Genomic DNA, 17,797 nt, shown 5'->3' on the forward strand with positions numbered 1-17,797 from the left:
CGGTGATGAGTGCGACCCCGGATGCCGCCGGGCCTGGCCCCGTCGTCGGATCGGACGACTCGTCGGCATCGATCGAGACCGCGGACGGGTCGGTGGAATCGGTCGCCGTCGACGTCGCTCCCGCGTCCGGGACGCCCACCCCGCATGCCGTTCGGCAGCCCGTGGTGCGCGTGCGCGGGTCGCGCCGCGCTCGGCTCATGCCGGCACCCGGAACGACCGCGGAACCCGCGCCCGCCGACGACCCCGCGCGGGGCGCGTCGGCCGGGCCCGTGGCATCCGGTCCCAACGACGAGCGCATGCTGCGCGACGTTCCCCCGCATTACTGAACGGGCCCGGCCCCTGCCGAGACGTGCACCGCGCCGGAAGTCCCCCGGTGGGGACTCACGGCGCGGTGCGCGGCTGTCAGAGAGTTGCGGTCACCGCGTGCTGTTCTGGCGCTCCAGCAGGTCGCGGATCTGAACGAGCAATTCCTGCTCGGTGGGCAGCTTGGGCTCGTCCGAGGCCGCGTCGGCCACACCGGCGCGTGCCGCGGCGCGGGCCTTCCAGTGGTTCATGGGGTAGACGAAGACGAAGTACACCACCAGTGCCACGGCGAGGAAGCTGATGATCGCCGTCAGCAGGCCGCCGAGGGGGAACACCACCTGTTGGCCGTAGATGCCCGTGATCGAGGGCCCGAACTCGCCGTTGTCGTTCGGCTGGTAGAACACCTCGATCAGCGGGTTGATGAGCGATGCGACGATCGCGTTGACGACCGCCGTGAAGGCCGCGCCGATGACGACGGCGACGGCGAGGTCGATGACGTTCCCGCGGAGAATGAACTCCTTGAATCCCTTGATCATGCGCTTGTTCCCCTCTGGCCGCGCCGACTCGGAGTCAGGATGCCGAGGACGGAGCGGACGGCTTCGATTCCGACTTCGATGATGTCGAAGAACCCGAGGCGCCGCCAGCGCTTGCGCCGGACGACGATCCACTGGATGACGAGCCGCTCGACGACGAGCTGCTCGACGACGAGCTGCTCGATGACGAGTTGCGGGAGTCGGTGCGGTAGAAGCCCGAGCCGTTGAAGGTGACGCCGATGGAGCCGTACTGCTTGCGCACCTCGCCGCCGCACTCGGGGCATTCGGTGAGTGCGGCATCCGTGAAGGACTGCACGGTCTCGAAACGGTGACCGCACTGCTTGCAGGCGTAGGAGTAGGTGGGCATCGTGCTGTTCCTTCGGGTGGTCAGGCGGTGTGAGCGGCGAGCGGCAGCGTGCGCGTGGGGGTGACCACACCCGTGACGGGCTGGTCGTGCACGTCGCGCGGCACGTCGTCGATGAGTTCGGAGTCGAAGATGACCGCGTAGACCGGCGGGCACTTCTCCATCGAACCGAGGGTCTTGTCGAAGTATCCGCGCCCCCATCCCAGGCGCATTCCGTGCGCGTCGACCGCGGCGGCCGGGATGACTAGCAGGTCGACGTCGTTGACGGCGATCGGACCGAGCACCTCGCCGACGGGTTCGGGAAGACCGAACAGGCCCTCGGCGATCTCGGCATCGGGTGTGGCGACGGTCCAATCGAGCAGACCGTCTTCGCGCGTGAGGGGAAGGAGCACCCGGATGCCGCGCGCCACGGCGCCGGCGACGAAGGCGTGGGTGCCGGGTTCGGTGGGCGTCGACAGGAAGCACGAGATGCTGCGCGCGCCGAGTCGGGCCACGAGCTCGTCGAGTTGACGGGTGATCCCGGCCTCGGCCTCTTCGCGTGCGTGAGCGGAGATGCCCTGGCGACGTTCGCGCAGGTCGGCGCGCAGTGCGCGCTTGGCCTGCTCGATGCGATCCGGCATGCCGTCAGTCTACGTGCGAGCGTCCTCCCGCCGGCGTCGTCGGACCCCGGTAAGGTATGGCCATGCCTCATAAGCCCTTCAAGGCCGTGATTCCGGCCGCCGGACTCGGTACGCGCTTCCTTCCCGCCACCAAGGCGATGCCGAAGGAGATGCTGCCGGTGGTCGACAAACCGGCGATCCAGTACGTCGTCGAAGAGGCCACCGCGGCCGGGATCGACGATGTCCTCATCATCATCGGCCGTAACAAGAACAACATCGCCAACCACTTCGACTCGATGCCCGAGCTCGAGGCGAAGCTGCGCGAGAAGGGCGACAGCGACAAGCTCGCCAAGGTCGAGCACTCGTCCGACCTCGCCGACGTGCACATGGTGCGCCAGGGCGAGCCAAAGGGCCTCGGCCACGCCGTGCTGCGTGCGCGCGCCCACGTGGGCGACCACCCCTTCGCCGTCCTGCTGGGCGACGACCTCATCGACGAGCGCGACCCCCTGCTCACCACGATGATGCAGGAGTACGACAAGCGCAACGCCACCATCATCGCCCTGATGGAGGTCGACCCCGAGCACATCCACCTCTACGGCGTCGCCGCCGTCGAGGCCACCGACGACGAGGGAGTGGTCAAGGTCACCCAGCTCGTCGAGAAGCCCAAGGCCGAAGACGCCCCCTCGAACCTCGCGATCATCGGTCGCTACGTGCTCGGCCCCGACGTGTTCGGCATCCTCGAGCACACCGAGCCCGGCAAGGGCGGCGAGATCCAGCTGACCGACGCGCTCGAAGAGCTCGCCACCGGTGGCGGCGACGGCGGTGGCGTGTACGGCGTCGTCTTCCGCGGCCGCCGTTACGACACGGGTGATCGCGTCGACTACATCAAGGCCATCGTGCAGCTCGCCGCCGACCGCGACGACCTCGGTCCGGCCCTGCGCCCGTGGTTCAAGGAGTTCGCAGCGGGTCTCTGACCCGGCGAGAAGCCATGGATCTGTCGGTTCCGAGGCGGCACGACGAGGTCTCGATCCGTCTCATCCGCAACCGCGATGCGCGGGTGCTCCAGCAGCAGCTGATCGACAACCGCTCGTGGTTGCGCCGGTGGGAGGCGACCAGCCCCGACGGGCCGGTCTCGTTCGACATGCGCCTCGGCATCCGTCGCCTTCTGCAGCAGTACCGTGACGGCCTCGGCGTCCCCTTCGTGATGGCGTGGGACGACGAGGTCGCCGGGCAGCTGAACGTGTGGGGGGTGTCGCGCGGGTCGCTCGCTTCGGCGACGATCGGGTACTGGGTCGCCGAGGAGTACGCGGGGCGCAACATCACCACCGTGAGCGTGGCCATGGCCACCGACGTGTGCTTCACCGAGCTCAACCTGCATCGCGTCGAGATCTGCATCCGGCCCGAGAACCACGCGAGTCTGCGCGTCGTCGAGAAGCTCGGCTTCCGCTACGAGGGACTCCGCCGCCGATACATCCATATCGACGGCGACTGGCGCGACCACTACGCCTTCGCCCTCGTGCGCGAAGAGGTGCCGCACGGTGTGCTCGACCGGTGGACGCGGGGTCAGGTGCCGCCCGATGCGGCGCGTATTCCGCCGTCCGATCGGCTGTGACCGGGTCTGTTCTCTCTTTGTGCGCCTGATCGGCGGAACTCTCGGCACGACACGCGGGAGGATGCCGAGGTGTGATCTCTCGGTGACCTACCTTTGAGCCATGGGTGGGCAGGTACTGAGCGGTGGCGTGATCGTCTTCGTCGCCGTCGCGCTCTGGATGGTGTACCTCTTGCCGTCGTGGCAGAGCCGGCACCGTTTCACCGCCGCCGAGCGTAACGCGGTGCGTCTGAACCAGGCGCTCCGGGTTCTCGCTGAGACGGCTGAGACCCCGCGTGAGGTGCGCCTCGAGCTCACCACCCGCACCGCCCACCAGCAGCAGAAGCTCGCTCGTCAGGTGCAGGCACACAAGGCGCAGACCGAGCTGGCCGCCGCGAAAGCCCGCCTCGAGGTGGCGCGCCTCGAGAACGCCCGCGATCTCGACGTCGTGAAAGAGCAGCGCGCCGCCGCCATCGAACTGGCCCGAGCCGAACGCGCCGCGGCGGTCGAGGTCGCCCGCGCCGAGCGCGCCGCGGCCCTCGAGACCACGCGCGCTGAACGCGCCGCCGCGGTCGAACGGGCGAACAGCGAGCGCGCTGCCGCCGTCGCGCGCCCCGAACTGCGTCGTGCCCGTGCGCGCCGCCGCTTCCGTCTCTCGGTGACGGTCGTCGCCTTGCTCGGCGCGATCGCGGCGGGTGTCGGAGTGATCCAGGTCGTCGCGGGCGCCGTTCCCGTGCTCCTCGTCGCCGGCGCCGTGGTGGTGCTTGCCTCTCTCGTCCTCTTGCGTCGCGTGTCGGTCATCGCCGCGCGCACAGGCGTGCGTCCCCTCGAGGTCGCCGCCCCGCGCGTCTCGGCCGTGGTGCAAGACGTCGCCCTCGTTCCCGAACCGCGTCCCACCTGGACCCCGCGCGAGCTTCCTCGTCCGCTGGTCGCCTCGGCCGGCTCTCGTGCCGCTGCGGTCGTCGACGAGCAGATCGCTCGCGAGGCGCTGCGCGCCGCCGCTCGTGAAGAAGCGGCCCGCGAGATCGCCGCGCAGCAGGCGCCCACCCCGATCGAGACGGCGCGCCCCGTGGCCGCGGCGGCTCCGGCTTCGCCCTACGCGTCGATGGGATACGTCGACGACAGCGAGATCGAGGACCACGTGCGTCAGCTGCTCGAGCGGCGCGCGGTCGGCGCCTGAGCCCACGCTTCTGCCGGCGCCCGATAAGAGGGAGCCGGCGGCATGCCCGAGTCGGAATGCGGTGTCGGGGACCCGAGCGGAGAGTGCGCCCGGGTTCGAGCCACGCCGCTCTGCGTGATAGTGTTGTCGAGGTTTCCGGGCCTGTGGCGCAGTTGGTAGCGCGCCTCGTTCGCATCGAGGAGGTCAGGGGTTCGAATCCCCTCAGGTCCACCGAGAAGACGGCCGATCGAACATGAGAAATCATGTCCGATCGGCCGTTTTGTTTCTGTATGCGCCCTCGCCTGTGGAGGAGTTCGCTCGAATCGTGCGTCGTGGGCGGTGCGGGTTCTCGTCTCAGACGGTGAGAGCTTCGGCGACTTTCGCCGTGTCCACGAACTGTTCGAAACGCACGATCAGTCCACCGCGCACCACGAAGTGGTTAGCGACACGCACGTCGAGGTCTTTGCCCGTGGCCTTGTTGGTGGCGGTGTAACGAGCCAGCACGACGACGTTTTCACCGTCGACGACATAGGTGTCGTCGTGGGCGGCCCAGCCGTCCCAGTCCCGGCCGAGGATCTCCATCACGTTCGAGGTGACGCCCTCGGGGGTGCGGTAGGTTCCGGCGAGCGGGAACCCCGCCATCTCGGTCCACTCGACGTCGGGGGCCATCGTGGCGCGGAGCGCCGTGAGGTCGCCCGCCGCCGACGCGAGATACTGACGACGCACGACGTCGCGAGGCGCCGGCGAGGTGTCGAAATCGGATTCGGTGTTCAGCCCCATGTCATTTCACCCTTCGCAACCTTCGGCCCGATCTGAGCCGCGATCAGCATGCCCGAGTCAGGGTAGTGCTCGACGAGCGCCGCGGTGACCGCCGCTCCGTCCGGAGACTGTGCGACGAGGCGTTCGAACGTCGCGAGGTAGTCATGCGTGTACTCGATCGCGCTGATGTCGTTCGGCGTCTCGGGGAGCCGGTGGCCGGCGACGACGACCGCCGGATCGAGGGCCTTCATCTCGTCGAGGAGGGAGACCCAGGCGCTGCGGAGCTCAGGGGTGGCGGTGTCGGCTGTCCAGACGTGTTCCTGCTGGAACACCAGGACACCGCCGAGGATGGTGCGGCTCTCCGCATGCCACAGGTAGTGCCGGTCGGGAAGCAGGGCGGATCCTCCGCGCAGCTCGAGGCGCTGACCCTCGATGTCGATGCCATCGCCGGCGAGCGGAGTGATGGGCGTCAGACGCGTGGGGAGGTTCGCGCCGAGTGCCGCCCACGCGCCGAGCTTGCCCTCGAACGACGCCTGGATGTGCTCGATCACGATCGGGGTCGCGACCAGCTCGGCATTCGGGAAGGCGTCAGCGATGATCTCCAGACCGAAGGAGAAGTCGGGGTCGGCGTGGCTGACGAACACCGTCGTGAGCTTCTTGCCGGAGTCGAGGATGGCGGCGACGAGGCGGTGGCCGTCCGCCAACGTGAATCCGGCATCGATCAGAACGGCTTCGGTCTCGCCCGTGACGAGCACAGCGGACTTGTTCTTCGACCCGACCGGGAAGTCCAGATCGAGTACCTCGAAAGTGAGTGGCATGGCAGCGAATGATCCTTCCTGAGGGAGGCCCGGAGGCATCCGGGTCGTGCACACGTGTGTGATGCACGATCAGGACAACAAAAGCTGACTGCTCAGCTATTCCCGCACCCTCGGTCCGGATCCGACGTCACGGCATCGGAGGCAGAGCCCGCGCAGCGTTGACGCTGAGGGTGCGGAGGGAACGGGCGAAGATCGCCGCGTCGTCGGCGCCGAGGACGTCGACGATATACCGCTCGATGTTGCGGGTATGGATCGCGCTCGCTCGCAGCAAGAGGTCGCGTCCCGCGTCTGTCAGCGTGATCAGCTGCACGCGTGCGTCCGTCTCCGACGGGGTACGGGCGACGAGTCCTTGGTCCACCCCACGCTGGACGAGGCGGGTTGCGCCGCCGGAGGTCAGAACCCTGCCCTGTGCGATGTCACGCACCGGAAGACCGCCGTCCCCACTGCGCCCCACCATGAGCAGGAGTTCGAACAGGGTGTGGCTGAGACCCGTGTGGGATTCGAGATCGCGACCCAGGATGTACTCGAGTCGGTTCGCCGCACCTATCAGCCGGCCGAAGATCAGGATTCGCGGATCGTTGGCCGCTTCCTGCGGGGTGTGGAACATGTGGTCGGCGGTCACCCCCTGATGATATGGCGGTCCCGCAATTCAGCGCCCTCCGACGCCCGTCGACCGGCCCTCGGACACGTGCGGCACCGGGTATCGCCGCGTCGGTTCACGCCCCCTGATACGTCCGCAGCTGTGCGAGCAGCGCCGGAGCGCCCGCGTCGAAACGACGTCCGCCCACCACGATGCCGATCGCGAACACGACGACTCCGAGCACGGGCCCGACCGCGAGGGCGATCCATCCGGCCACGGCCGAACCGCCGAACGCGGCGATCAGCGCGGGGATGACGGCGGGCAACGACAGTGCGGCGACGAGCACCCAGCACGCGAAGAACGTCAGGAACATCGCGAACGTCGACCCCGGCACGCGTTTGAACGGCGAATCGCCGGGCGCCGGCGTCGGGATGACGAGGAACGCCGAGCTCACGGCGCTCACCCCGAGACCCACCAGGGTGAGGGCGAGAGAGGCGCCGAGCACGGCCGGGAGCAGGTCCCAGCGCGCGGCGATGCCGAGGGTGACGAGGTCGGCGAGGATGACCAGGGGAACGCTGACGGTCGCCGCGCCGAGCATGCGTCCGAGGCGGTCGTCGCGTCCCCGGATGCCGGTCTGCATGACCGTGGCGAAGGCGGTGCCGTCGTACGAGACATCGGTGTACGCGAGGATCCCGGCGAAGAAGCCCACGAGCAGCCCCGACAGGGCGAAGAACGGGGACGACAGGTTCCACTGCGAGTACAGCAGGACGAGCACCGGCGCGAACGGGATCAACAGCAGCTGCTTGATGTAGCGCATGTCCCGCGTCCACGACGTGAGCGAGCGCGCCCAGGTCGCGCCCACGGGACTCGACGGCATGACCCCGAACCAGCCCAGCGAGCCCGAGCGACGGCGAGCCGCGGAGCGGGCCGGGGGAGCGACGACCGAGGCCGCCAGACTGCGGTTCCACAGCAGCCAGAGCACCGACAGCGTGGCGGCGGCGATGACGAACCTCACCACCGCGGGAAGCCACGCGCCGGCGGCGAGGTCGCCCGGTACGGCCCAGGCCGCACCGATCGGCGTCCACGCGACACCGTCGACGATCGACTGCATCTGCACGCCCTGGTCGGTCGCCGCACGGACGCCGTTGAGGATGCCGACCAACAGGGGGCTGGCGAAGATGAGCACCGCGAAGCCGATGAGGCCGATGAGTTCGCGCGTGCGTCGTCCGCCGCCGAGGCCGCCCGCCAGGGCCGCCACCGCCCGCGAGGCGACCACGCAGATGAGCACGCCCAGGGGCACGCAGACGAGTGCGGCGATCGCCGCGACGGGCTCGCGCAGCCACACGAGGAAGGTCAACAGGGCGCCGAGGCTCGTGGCGATCCCGGGGATGCCGGTGAGCCCGCCGGCGGTGATGGCCACCATCATCTGCCGCGTCGTCATGGGGAACGGCGCGAGCTTGGCGGGGTCGAGGGTGGTGTCGATTCCCGCGGCGAACACCGGGCCGATCACCCATCCGAGCGTCAGCACGGCGCCGCCGGCCGTGACCGCCGCCCGCGCGACGTCGAAGTCGAGGGTGCCGATGAAGAAGAGGCCGACCCCGGCCAGCAGCAGCATCCAGAGGGCGCCGAGCACACCGAAGATGAAGCCGACCAGCTGCATGGGGCTCCGCGTGAGGGTGTTGCCCAGCACGCGGAACCGGATTCTCAGGACTGTCGCAACCACTGGGGCCCCTCCGTGTGGTGGCGTCCGCCGACGAGGTCGACGAAGCGGTCCTGCAGGGTCGCGCCCGCGCGCACCTCGTCGACGGTTCCGGATGCCAGCAGCCGGCCCTGCGCGATGACGGCGACGTGGTCGCACATGCGCTGCACGAGGTCCATCGAGTGGCTCGACACGATGACCGTGCCGCCCGACGCGGTGTAGCCGCGCAGGATGTCCTCGATGTTCGCCGCCGAGACCGGGTCGACCGACTCGAAGGGCTCGTCGAGCACGAGTAGGCGCGGCGCGTGCACGAGGGCGCACGCGAGGGCCACCTTCTTGGTCATGCCGGCGGAGTAGTCGACGACGGGAGTGCCGGCCGCCTCGCCCAGGTCCATGATGCGCAGCAGATCGGCGGTGCGCGCGGCGACCTCGTCGCGCGCGAGGCCGAACATCATGCCCGTGTAGGTGACCAACTGCTCGCCGGTGAGGCGGTCGAAAAGGCGGACGCCGTCGGCGAGGTTGCCGATGAGCTTCTTGGCCTCGACCGGCTGCGCCCAGACGTCGACGCCGTGGATGCGCGCGACGCCCGCATCGGGGCGCAGCAGACCCGTCGCCATCGACAGGGTCGTGGTCTTCCCCGCGCCGTTCGGTCCGACGAGGCCGTAGAACGACCCCGCGGGCACGGTGAGGTCGAGCCCCGCGACCGCCGTCTTCTCGCCGAACCGCTTCATCAGACCGGTGAGCTCCATGGCGGGCAGTGAGTCGGTCGACGTCGGCGGTGCGACGGCGTCGGGGAGGGCGGACGGCGGCGGTACGTCACGGGGAATGTCGGTCACCCTCCGAACCTATCGGCGGGCCCGGTCCGACCGCAGCATTCGGTTCGACCGTGCGGTCAGTAGCGGATCGCGTCGATCACCCGCACCCGCACCGCCACCAGCGCGGGCAGCAGCCCCGCGAGGGCCCCCACGGCGGTGGCGGCGATGAGGCCGGTGATCGCGGCATCCACGGGGAACGGCGGGAAATCGCTGACCATGCCCTGTCCGATGAGATCGCGCATCGCGGGGGACTGCACGGCGATGATCGACACCGCGACCCCCACGGCGCCGGCGACCACGGTGGCGACGACGCTCTCCATCATGACCGCGAAGAACACGCGACTGGCCGTCGCACCGAAGCTGCGTCGGATGCCGATCTCGCGCACGCGCTGCTTCACCGTGACGAGCGCGATGTTCACCAGGCCCAGGGCGCCGAGCAGCAGCACGAGCACCGCGATGCCGATGACGACCATCTTGGTCACGAGGAACGGATCGTCACCGTACTGCGCCCAGTCCTGACGGTTGGCGTCGACCTCGACTCCCTCACCCAGGGAGCCCGCGAGGTCGCGCTTGATGAGGCTCGTCAGCTGGTCGGCGAGCTCCGGGGGGATCCACATCTCGTACTGCGTCTGCGGGGCCCCGCCGCCGTACGGATCGACGGCGACGGCCGACGATCCGCGCTCGCCGGTCGCGGCGTCCTGCATCGCCTGCAGTTGCCCGGCGAGCATGAACATCGAGGGCTCCAGCTCGTAGTCCGCCGCCGGGGTGACGCCGACGACGACGGCGGTCACACCGCCCGCGGGGATCCCGGATGCGGCGTTCGGCACGCCTTGACCGCCCAGCGCCACGAGGGGGTGGCTCTCGAGGGGCGGGCGTCCCATGCGGTCCCAGAAGACCTCGTTGACGATGAGCTGCGGGGCCAGCTGTGCGGCATCCGCCGACGTGAACCACTCGCCCTCGAGCATGCGCACGCGGTGCATCTCGCCGTAGGGCTGATCGACGGCTTGCGTCGCGACCTGCGCGGCACCGGTCGAGAAGGGAACGAGCTGCTGGATGCTCTGCACGCGGCTGGCGTACGACACCTGGTAGCGGTCGACGACCTTGGACCAGGCGGTGTCCATCGCCGCCGCGTCGAGGGCGGACCCGTCGGTGCGATACGCCTGGACGTACAGGGTGGCCGGCCGGCCGCTCGAGCGCTCGCTGAGCTCTTGGTTGGCCTGCTGCACGATGGCGCCGAGGGCCACTACCGTGGTGAGCGAGCAGACGGCGACGGCGACGCCGATGAGCGACAGCAGCACGCGCGTGCGGTGGACCCGCACCTCTTGCCAGGCTTCGAGCAGGGCGCCCACGAGGGCGGTCAGCGCGCGCATCAGGCGTCTTCCTGCTCGGACGCGTCACCGGATGCCGTGGCGACGGGCGGGGCGGAGGGCTCGAGGCGGAGGGGCGCATCGGGCGCGAACCCCAGGTCGGCGAGGGCGTCGGAGTCGGTCGGGGCCGCCCCGTCGCCGGCGTGCGCGACCGCAGGGTCGGCGACGACGAGGGCCGCGGCACCCGCACCGGGCGCCATCTCTTTGCGGTCGCGGCGCGTCAGCGGCTCGAGAGTCGGGTCGTCGACGGGGGTGAGGATGCCGCGATCGAGGCGGAAGTGCCGACGGGCGCGCCGCGCGATCATCGGGTCGTGGGTGATGACGACCTGCGCGGCGCCCGTCCGGGTGGCGACGTCGTCGATGAGTTCCATCACGCTCTGCCCGGTGTCGAGGTCGAGAGCCCCGGTAGGTTCGTCCGCAAGGATGAGGCGCGGCCCGCGCACGAGCGAGCGTGCGATCGCGACGCGCTGCTGTTCTCCGCCCGACAGGCGGTCGGGCATGCTGTTGAGCCGGTGCTCGAGCCCGACGAGCTCGAGCATCTCGGCGGCGATCCTCTTGCGACGCCAGAACGTGCGGCCGGTCGAGTACAGCAGCGGCATGGTTACGTTCTCGAGCGCCGTGCGGCCGGGCAGCAGGTTGAACTGCTGGAAGACGAAGCCGATCGCGGCCCCGCGCAGTCGGTCGCGTCGCGCCGCCGATAGAGCGCGGACGGGCTTGTCGTCGAAGGTGATCTCACCGCTGGTGGGCTGGTCGAGCAGACCGAGCAGGTTCAGGAGCGTCGACTTGCCCGACCCGGAGCGCCCGACGATCGACACGTGGTCGCCGGGCTCGATGGTCAGATCGACGCCCGACAGGATCGTCAGGGCGGGCTGATCCTGCGGGATCACCGTGCGGGTGACCTCGCGCAGCGCGAGCAGGCTCATCCGGCCGGCGCCGGTTCGCAGAACATCGAGCCGTCGGGGTAGGTGGTGCACCCCTCGCTCCCGGCGGCGAGGGCACCGGGGGCGAACTCGAGGATCTCCTCGCCCTCGGCGAGTCCCTGGGTGATCTGCACCTGGGTGCCGTCGGTAAGACCGAGGGCGACGGCGCGTTCCTCGGTGCTGCCGTCGGCCGCACTGACCCAGACCGTGCCGCTCTGCGCCGCACCCCGCACGGCGGTCGTGGGCACCAGCAGCACGTTCTCGGCGCGGCCGCCCGCGATGGTCATCTCGGCCGCGAGCCCCGAGAACACCGTCACCTCGCCCGGAACCCCGCAGGTCGCGGTCGTCGAGGCGCCCGAGGCGCCCGTGCCGGCCGCCGCGCCCTCGGTCCCCGACGTCGAGGACTCGCCGCCGCCGCTGCCGGCGAGCGGGGTCGTGATGCGCAGGTTGCCGCACGTGAAGGCGGCGGGCCCCCCGGTGATCGTGACGGTGGCCTCGGTGGGACGGTTGAGCAGTCGGTACTGCTGGGCGGGCTCCAGGGTGCCCGACACCGAGTAGCTCGGCGGTGCGACGTTGCCCGCGACCGCGCCGATCGTCACCTCTTGGCCCGAGATGACGCTGAGGGCGCTGAGGGTGCCGCCGGCGGGCGCCGTGACGTTCTCCCACCGGAAGATGGCCGGCTTGGGCTTGCCCTCGGCGTCCACGCTGTCGGCGGGGTCGCGCTCGATCGGCACCTTGACGTCGAAGACCACGTCGCCGGCGTTGACCTGCGACCCCTGGGCGATGAAGATCTTGTTCACCGTTCCGGCGGCAGTGGACTTCAGCGGCACGGCCGCGTCGGCTGAGACGGTCGCCTTCATGACGACGTCGTTCGTGATCGTGCCGAGGGCGGCGACCACGCGGGGCTCGACGATCGCGCCGGTCGGTTCGGCCGGGGCCGCGTCGGCGGGCCGATCCGGGAAGAACGCCAGCTTCACGAGGGCGACCGCGAGGATCGCCACGAGAAGGATGCGCAGAATCGGAAAGACCCACGTGCGTGCGATCCCCATGAAGCCCCCCGGATGTCGGAACCGTCGTCGACGACGCGATTTCTCTCACCCTAGGGGTGCGCGTGTTTCGTCGATGTATGGCTCCGACCGGGTGAACGACGGATGCCACGACCCCGGCCGTGCAAGGACGGCGGGGTCGTGGCATCCGGTGTCGCGAGGGGATTACTCCTTCGGCGGCGAGACCACGCGGGGCTTCGACGGGTCGAGGGGAGCGCCCGTCGCCAGGCGCGAATGACGGCGCGAGTACGCGAAGTAGATCGCGAACCCGATGGCCAGCCAGATGAGGAAGCGCAGCCAGGTCTCGACCGAGAGGTTGAGCATGAGGTACGTGCAGATGAGCGCCGAGAGGATCGGGAGCACGGGGTTGAACGGCACACGGAAACCGCGCTTGAGGTCGGGACGGTTGCGGCGCAGCACGATGACGCCGACCGACACGAGCACGAACGCCGACAGGGTGCCGATGTTCACCATCTCTTCGAGGACGCCGATGGGAGTGAACCCGGCGACCACGGCGACGATGGCCGTGACGATGAGGGAAATCACCCACGGCGTACGGAAGCGGGGGTGAACCTTCGCCAGTGTGCCGGGCAGCAGGCGGTCGCGCGACATCGCGAAGATGATGCGGGTGGCACCGATCATCAGGGTCAGCACCACGGTGGTGAGACCCGCGACGGCTCCCGCAGCGATCACGGTGGCCATCCACGTCTGTCCGTGGAACGCGAAGGCGTTGGCCAGGGCCGCCGCCGGGTTGAGCTGGTCGTAGGGGACCATGCCGGTGACGACGATCGCGACGGCGCAGTAGAGGATCGTGCAGATCACCAGCGACGCGATGATGCCGATCGGCAGGTCGCGCTGGGGCCGCTTGGTCTCTTCGGCGGTGGTGGCGACGACGTCGAAGCCGATGTAGGCGAAGAACACCAGGGCCGCACCCGCCAAGATGCCGCCGACGCCGAACGTGGCGGGCTCCAGACCCGACAGGAACTGCAGCAGCGGCTGCGTGAGGCCCGACGCCGACTCGGTCGGGACCGACTCCGGGACGAAGGGGCTGTAGTTGGCGGGGTTGATGAACATGATGCCCGCGATGATCACGAACAGCACGATGAACAGCTTGACCGCGACCAGCACCATGTTGACGCGGAGCGACTCCTTGATGCCGAGGGTCATCAAGCCGCCCAAGACGATGACGAGCAGGATCGCGGGCAGGTCGACGACACCGCCGTACGAGAGCTCCGCCGGCAGCGTGATGCCGATCTGCTGCAGGAAGGTGCCGAGGTAGGCGCTCCAGCCCTGCGCGACGACGCTCGCTCCGAGGAACATCTCGAGGATGAGGTCCCAACCGATGATCCAGGCGAACAGCTCGCCCAGCGAGGCGTACGAGAAGGTGTAGGCCGATCCCGAGACCGGCACCGTCGAGGCGAACTCGGCGTAGCACATGGCCGCCAGGCCGCAGGCGATCGCGGCGACGATGAAGCTGATGACCACGGCGGGGCCGGCGACGTCGTGCGCGACGCGACCGGTGAGGGTGAAGATGCCGGCACCGATCACGACGCCCACGCCGAACACGGTGAGGTCGACCGCGGTCAGGGACTTCTTCAGCCGGAACTCGGGCTCGTCGGTATCGGCGATGGACTGCTCCACCGATTTCGTACGGAAAAGGCTCACGCGGTGCTTCCTCTGTCTCGGGTGGTGCTCGGGGAGCGAACACCACCCACGGAGAGTAGTACCGTCTTCGCCGTTGCGCCTAGCGTCCCCGCGGGAACGCCGGAGGGTGTAGCACGTCGCGCACGCGGTGAGGAATACAGGGAATGCGGGTGTAAAGTTTTTCGTATTATGGCTCTCAAGCACATCACGCACCTCGTCGACGATCTCGACGGTTCCGTCCTCGAAGAAGGACAGGGAAAGCAGATCACTTTCTCTCTCGAAGGTCGTACGTACGAAATCGACCTCTCCGACCGCAATGCCGACAAGTTCTATTCGGCGATCGCTCCTTTCGTCGACGCCGCGCGTTCGGCATCGCGAGGCGCGTCGACCACGCGTCGCACGCGTCCGGCCCGCCGCGCGAACGACGTCGATCTCGGTGCCGTTCGTGAATGGGCGCGCGCGAACGGACACACCGTGAGCGACCGCGGCCGTGTTCCCGCGACGGTTCTCGACGCCTACACGGAAGCCCATTCCTGAATTGACCTCGGCCGGATCCGCCTCGAGGACGGCGCCGATCGCGTCGACGTCGGTCACGCAATTCGCCGTTCTCGATGCGCTTCTGGGCGGCGTCTATTCGTCGGGCATCGCCGTTCCCGACGTGCGCCTTCTCGGCGACACCGGGATCGGCTGCTGCGAAGGCCTCGGCGGTGAGGTCGTCGTTCTCGACGGACAGCTCTTCGAGTGCACGACCGACGGCCCGCCCCGGCTGATGGACGACAGTGAGGTGCTGCCATTCGTCGACGTCTGCACCCTGGCGGACGCGGCGACCGCGGAGGTCGAGGGCCTCGATCTCGACGGGATCGGCGACGCGGTCGACGCACGGCTCGCGAGCCGCAACCTGTTCCACGTCGTTCGCCTCGACGGAGTCGTCTCCCGCGTGAAGACGCGCGTCACGCGGCGGCAGGAGGCGCCCTTCCGGCCGCTCGCCGAGGTGGCGGCGGAGCAGATCGAGACCGTGACCGTGGACCGCGCCGGCTCGCTCGTGGGCTTCTGGATGCCCCGCATCTATCAGGGCATCACGGTGGCGGGTCTGCACCTGCATTTCCTCAGCGACGACCGGCTCGTCGGCGGCCACGTTCTCGAGGTGCAGCTGGATTCGGCCCGTCTGCGCGTGGCCGCGTTCGCCCGATTCACGTTGCAGTTGCCGCAGGACGCGCAATTCCTCGGTACCGAGCTGACGCACGACGACGACCATCGCATCGTGGCCGTCGAGGGTGGTCCGCTCACTTCATCGACCCGATGAAAGCGGATGATTCGGCGGGTGAATCTGCAATAGCAGACACCGGATCACCCGGGAATCCCGACTTAGGATGACGGCATGGCTAAAAAGCAGATCACCCAGTTGATCGACGATCTCGACGGCACGGTTCTCGACGACGGGGACACGGTTCGTTTCTCCCTCGACGGCCGGGCTTACGAACTCGACCTTTCCGCTGAAAACGCACAGACCCTCCGTGACGCTTTTGCGCCTTTCATCGCCGCGGGTCGTTCCGTCGGGTCGCCGTCGCCGAGTGGCCGCCGTGTTACCCGCGGACGGGCGACATCGTCACGGGATCTCGTCGACGTGCGCACCTGGGCCGCAAAGAACGGCCACGACATCAATGCGCGCGGGCGCATCTCGACGACAATTCTCGAGGCCTACGACGCCGCGCACTGACCTTTTCCGAAAAGAATCCGGATGCCGCGAGACCGCGGCATCCGGATTCTTTTTCGTTCACACGGGGGTGACGGCGCCCGCTCCGACGGAAAGTCGTTCGGCGGCCAGACCCTCGGCGGCGGCCAGAGGGGTCACCCCGCGGGTCTCGGCCTCGTCGAAGACGCGGCGGAGGGTGTCGCCGATGCCGGCGACGCGCCCCATGATCTCGTCGAGGGTGCCGCGTCGCTTGGCCACGAGGTCGAGGTAGATCACGCCGCCCGCGTTCACGACGAAGTCGGGGGCGTAGAGGATCCCGCGGCGGGACAACCGCTCCGCCCCCGCGCGCTCGGCCTGCGGGTTGTTCGCCGGACCGCACACCGCGCGCGCGTCGAGCGCGTCGATGACGTCGTCGGTGAGCACTCCACCGATGCCGGCCGGCACGAACACGTCGGCCGGAACCAGGTGCGCCTCGCCCGGCTCGACCCAGGCGGCACCGAGCTCGGCTGCCCGGGCGCGCTTGGCGGGATCGACGTCGGTGACGGTCAGGGCGGCGTGCTCCGACGCCAGGCGTTGGGCCAGTCGGCCGCCGACCTGGCCGAGGCCGGCGATCGTGATGCGGCGTCCCGCGACGTCGCCGGTGCCCACCGCACGCTCCAGGGTGGCGATGAGCGAGGCGTAGACGCCCGAGCTCGTGGGGCCGGCGGGTTCGCCGGAGCCTCCGACGGAGTCGGGGAGACCCACCACGTGCGCGGTGCGCTCGCTGACGGTGAGCATGTCTTCGGTCGTGGATCCCACGTCCTCGGCGGTGCGGTACAGCCCGTCGAAGCTCTCGACGGCGTCACCCAGGTCGAGGAAGGCGGCACGGCGCCGGTCGGTGTCGAGCACCGTCCCCTCGGGAAGGCCGATCACCGACTTACCCCCGCCGGCGTCGAGACCGGCGGCCGCGTTCTTCAGTGTCATGGCGGCCGACAGGCGCAGCGCGTCGCCGACCGCGTCGGTCCACGACGGGTAGGTCCACAGTCGCGCGCCGCCGAGGGCGGAGCCGAGAACCGAGGAGTGCAGGGCGACGGCGACGAGCAGACCGCTGCGCCGCCCCGTGATCACCTCCACGCGTTCGTGCGTGAAATCGGGCAGGGGGAGGGCGTGGGTCATCGCGTTCCTTGTCGTCGACCGCCTTGTGGGCGGTGCTCAGCGGGTGCCGCGGCGTTGCGGCATCCACCCTCCATTGTGACCCGGGGCCGCGGCGTGCGCGAGTGCGGCGTGCAGCGGATGTCGTGAGCACACGATCGGCGCGAGAGCACCCGCGAGGAGGTGCGACCTCGCGCGGACCGTGTGCTCTCGCGAGGGAGCGAGGGGGAACACCTAGGCTGACGCCATGAACCACGCCCTTCCCGCTCGCAGCCGTCTCGTCGCCGCCTCGCTCGAGGCCGCGGGCATCGAGGGGGCGATCATCGTGCTTCCGGATGCCGCCTCCACAGCCGCGCTCGCGGCGGCGGCGCTCGACATCGAGGTGGGGGCGATCGCCAACAGCCTCGTGTTCTGGAGCGACGACGAGCCGCTGCTGGTGATGACGAGCGGCGCGCACCGCGTGGACACGTCGGCGCTGGCGGAGCGGCTCGGGCGCGGGAGCATCCGCCGGGCGACGCCCGATCAGGTGCTCGCGGCCACGGGGCAGCCCATCGGGGGCGTCGCCCCCACCGGGCACCCGGCCCCGCTGACGACGATCGTCGATGAGGCGCTCGCGGAGTTCGCCGAGATCTGGGCGGCGGGCGGCACCCCGCACACGGTGTTCCCCCTGACGTTCGACGAGCTGGTTCGACTCACCGGCGGCACGGTGACGCGGGTCGCCTGAGAACATCGGGTCGCGCGACGTGTCGAAAGGCCGGACGACGGCGGTCGGGGGAGGC

Annotated in this window: 21 protein-coding genes and 1 tRNA gene; 9 read left to right on the forward strand and 13 right to left on the reverse strand. The window is 69.6% G+C overall.

All coding sequences use genetic code 11. The annotated features are described in order from the left end of the window. Nucleotides 1–5: 5 nt before the first annotated feature. On the forward strand, nucleotides 6–326 hold the full coding sequence (locus IFU40_RS13900; RefSeq protein WP_070409572.1) for a hypothetical protein: 321 nt from the start codon (nucleotides 6–8) through the stop codon (nucleotides 324–326). A gap of 90 nt (nucleotides 327–416) precedes the next feature. On the opposite strand, the gene mscL is transcribed toward IFU40_RS13900, so the two are convergent. The 3 genes from mscL to IFU40_RS13915 are packed head-to-tail and all read right to left on the reverse strand — an operon-like array spanning nucleotide 417 to nucleotide 1,820. Further along, complete coding sequence (gene mscL, locus IFU40_RS13905) at nucleotides 417–839, reverse strand: large conductance mechanosensitive channel protein MscL (RefSeq protein ID WP_191926704.1); 423 nt, start codon at nucleotides 837–839, stop codon at nucleotides 417–419. A 34-nt stretch (nucleotides 840–873) separates the two neighbouring features. Next, nucleotides 874–1,203: an FmdB family zinc ribbon protein gene (locus IFU40_RS13910; protein WP_191926705.1), complete on the reverse strand. Its 330-nt coding sequence runs from the start codon at nucleotides 1,201–1,203 to the stop codon at nucleotides 874–876. A gap of 20 nt (nucleotides 1,204–1,223) precedes the next feature. Beyond that, nucleotides 1,224–1,820 (reverse strand): 5-formyltetrahydrofolate cyclo-ligase, encoded by a 597-nt coding sequence (locus IFU40_RS13915; protein WP_191926706.1) that lies wholly within the window; start codon nucleotides 1,818–1,820, stop codon nucleotides 1,224–1,226. 62 nt (nucleotides 1,821–1,882) lie between these two features. On the opposite strand from IFU40_RS13915, the gene galU reads away from it, so the two are divergent. From galU to IFU40_RS13935, 4 genes are all read left to right on the forward strand, one after another. Continuing rightward, nucleotides 1,883–2,773 carry a UTP--glucose-1-phosphate uridylyltransferase GalU gene (gene galU / locus IFU40_RS13920; protein WP_055939342.1) on the forward strand — a complete coding sequence of 297 codons (891 nt, stop codon included), beginning with the start codon at nucleotides 1,883–1,885 and terminating at the stop codon, nucleotides 2,771–2,773. A gap of 14 nt (nucleotides 2,774–2,787) precedes the next feature. Further along, the gene (locus tag IFU40_RS13925) at nucleotides 2,788–3,411 is read left to right on the forward strand and encodes a GNAT family N-acetyltransferase (RefSeq protein ID WP_055838111.1); all 624 of its coding nucleotides are present in this window, start codon (nucleotides 2,788–2,790) and stop codon (nucleotides 3,409–3,411) included. Nucleotides 3,412–3,511: 100 nt separating this feature from the next. Continuing rightward, nucleotides 3,512–4,567 carry a large exoprotein gene (locus IFU40_RS13930; protein ID WP_191926707.1) on the forward strand — a complete coding sequence of 352 codons (1,056 nt, stop codon included), beginning with the start codon at nucleotides 3,512–3,514 and terminating at the stop codon, nucleotides 4,565–4,567. A gap of 137 nt (nucleotides 4,568–4,704) precedes the next feature. Beyond that, a tRNA-Ala gene (locus IFU40_RS13935) sits at nucleotides 4,705–4,777 on the forward strand. 123 nt (nucleotides 4,778–4,900) lie between these two features. Here IFU40_RS13935 and IFU40_RS13940 read toward each other — a convergent pair. From IFU40_RS13940 to IFU40_RS13980, 9 genes are all read right to left on the reverse strand, one after another. After that, a complete protein-coding gene (locus IFU40_RS13940) occupies nucleotides 4,901–5,326 on the reverse strand; it encodes a nuclear transport factor 2 family protein (protein ID WP_191926708.1) in 426 nt (141 codons plus the stop codon). Beyond that, a complete protein-coding gene (locus tag IFU40_RS13945; RefSeq protein WP_191926709.1) occupies nucleotides 5,317–6,123 on the reverse strand; it encodes an MBL fold metallo-hydrolase in 807 nt (268 codons plus the stop codon). The genes IFU40_RS13940 and IFU40_RS13945 overlap by 10 nt, the downstream gene beginning before the upstream one ends. Before the next feature lie 127 nt (nucleotides 6,124–6,250). Continuing rightward, complete coding sequence (locus IFU40_RS13950) at nucleotides 6,251–6,745, reverse strand: MarR family transcriptional regulator (RefSeq protein ID WP_198424687.1); 495 nt, start codon at nucleotides 6,743–6,745, stop codon at nucleotides 6,251–6,253. 94 nt (nucleotides 6,746–6,839) lie between these two features. After that, the gene (locus IFU40_RS13955; protein ID WP_191926710.1) at nucleotides 6,840–8,393 is read right to left on the reverse strand and encodes a hypothetical protein; all 1,554 of its coding nucleotides are present in this window, start codon (nucleotides 8,391–8,393) and stop codon (nucleotides 6,840–6,842) included. Between the two features lie 14 nt (nucleotides 8,394–8,407). Then, nucleotides 8,408–9,151, reverse strand: a complete 744-nt coding sequence (locus tag IFU40_RS13960; RefSeq protein WP_249404268.1) for an ABC transporter ATP-binding protein — start codon at nucleotides 9,149–9,151, stop codon at nucleotides 8,408–8,410. A 143-nt stretch (nucleotides 9,152–9,294) separates the two neighbouring features. Then, nucleotides 9,295–10,587, reverse strand: a complete 1,293-nt coding sequence (locus IFU40_RS13965) for an ABC transporter permease (RefSeq protein WP_191926711.1) — start codon at nucleotides 10,585–10,587, stop codon at nucleotides 9,295–9,297. Further along, on the reverse strand, nucleotides 10,587–11,507 hold the full coding sequence (locus tag IFU40_RS13970) for an ABC transporter ATP-binding protein (protein WP_191926712.1): 921 nt from the start codon (nucleotides 11,505–11,507) through the stop codon (nucleotides 10,587–10,589). The genes IFU40_RS13965 and IFU40_RS13970 overlap by 1 nt, the downstream gene beginning before the upstream one ends. Further along, on the reverse strand, nucleotides 11,504–12,553 hold the full coding sequence (locus tag IFU40_RS13975; RefSeq protein WP_191926713.1) for an efflux RND transporter periplasmic adaptor subunit: 1,050 nt from the start codon (nucleotides 12,551–12,553) through the stop codon (nucleotides 11,504–11,506). The genes IFU40_RS13970 and IFU40_RS13975 overlap by 4 nt, the downstream gene beginning before the upstream one ends. 162 nt (nucleotides 12,554–12,715) lie before the next feature. After that, nucleotides 12,716–14,215: an amino acid permease gene (locus IFU40_RS13980; protein ID WP_191926714.1), complete on the reverse strand. Its 1,500-nt coding sequence runs from the start codon at nucleotides 14,213–14,215 to the stop codon at nucleotides 12,716–12,718. Between the two features lie 3 nt (nucleotides 14,216–14,218). Here IFU40_RS13980 and IFU40_RS13985 point away from each other — a divergent pair, with 3 nt between their 5' ends. The 3 genes from IFU40_RS13985 (at nucleotide 14,219) to IFU40_RS13995 (ending at nucleotide 15,911) form a co-directional block, all read left to right on the forward strand. Next, a complete protein-coding gene (locus tag IFU40_RS13985; protein WP_327037595.1) occupies nucleotides 14,219–14,731 on the forward strand; it encodes a histone-like nucleoid-structuring protein Lsr2 in 513 nt (170 codons plus the stop codon). A 1-nt stretch (nucleotide 14,732) separates the two neighbouring features. Then, nucleotides 14,733–15,497, forward strand: coding sequence for an acetolactate decarboxylase (locus tag IFU40_RS13990; RefSeq protein ID WP_055838085.1), 765 nt, complete (start codon nucleotides 14,733–14,735; stop codon nucleotides 15,495–15,497). A 75-nt stretch (nucleotides 15,498–15,572) separates the two neighbouring features. Beyond that, nucleotides 15,573–15,911, forward strand: coding sequence for a histone-like nucleoid-structuring protein Lsr2 (locus tag IFU40_RS13995; RefSeq protein WP_055838082.1), 339 nt, complete (start codon nucleotides 15,573–15,575; stop codon nucleotides 15,909–15,911). Nucleotides 15,912–15,968: 57 nt separating this feature from the next. On the opposite strand, the gene IFU40_RS14000 is transcribed toward IFU40_RS13995, so the two are convergent. Further along, complete coding sequence (locus tag IFU40_RS14000) at nucleotides 15,969–17,042, reverse strand: Glu/Leu/Phe/Val dehydrogenase family protein (protein WP_191926715.1); 1,074 nt, start codon at nucleotides 17,040–17,042, stop codon at nucleotides 15,969–15,971. Nucleotides 17,043–17,265: 223 nt separating this feature from the next. Between IFU40_RS14000 and IFU40_RS14005 the strand changes: the two genes are divergently transcribed. Next, entirely contained in the window at nucleotides 17,266–17,742 is a 477-nt protein-coding gene (locus tag IFU40_RS14005) for a YbaK/EbsC family protein (protein ID WP_070409592.1), read from the forward strand. The last annotated feature ends 55 nt before the right edge of the window (nucleotides 17,743–17,797 follow it).

The organism is Microbacterium sp. CFBP 13617, assembly GCF_014839445.1.
Classification (GTDB): domain Bacteria; phylum Actinomycetota; class Actinomycetes; order Actinomycetales; family Microbacteriaceae; genus Microbacterium.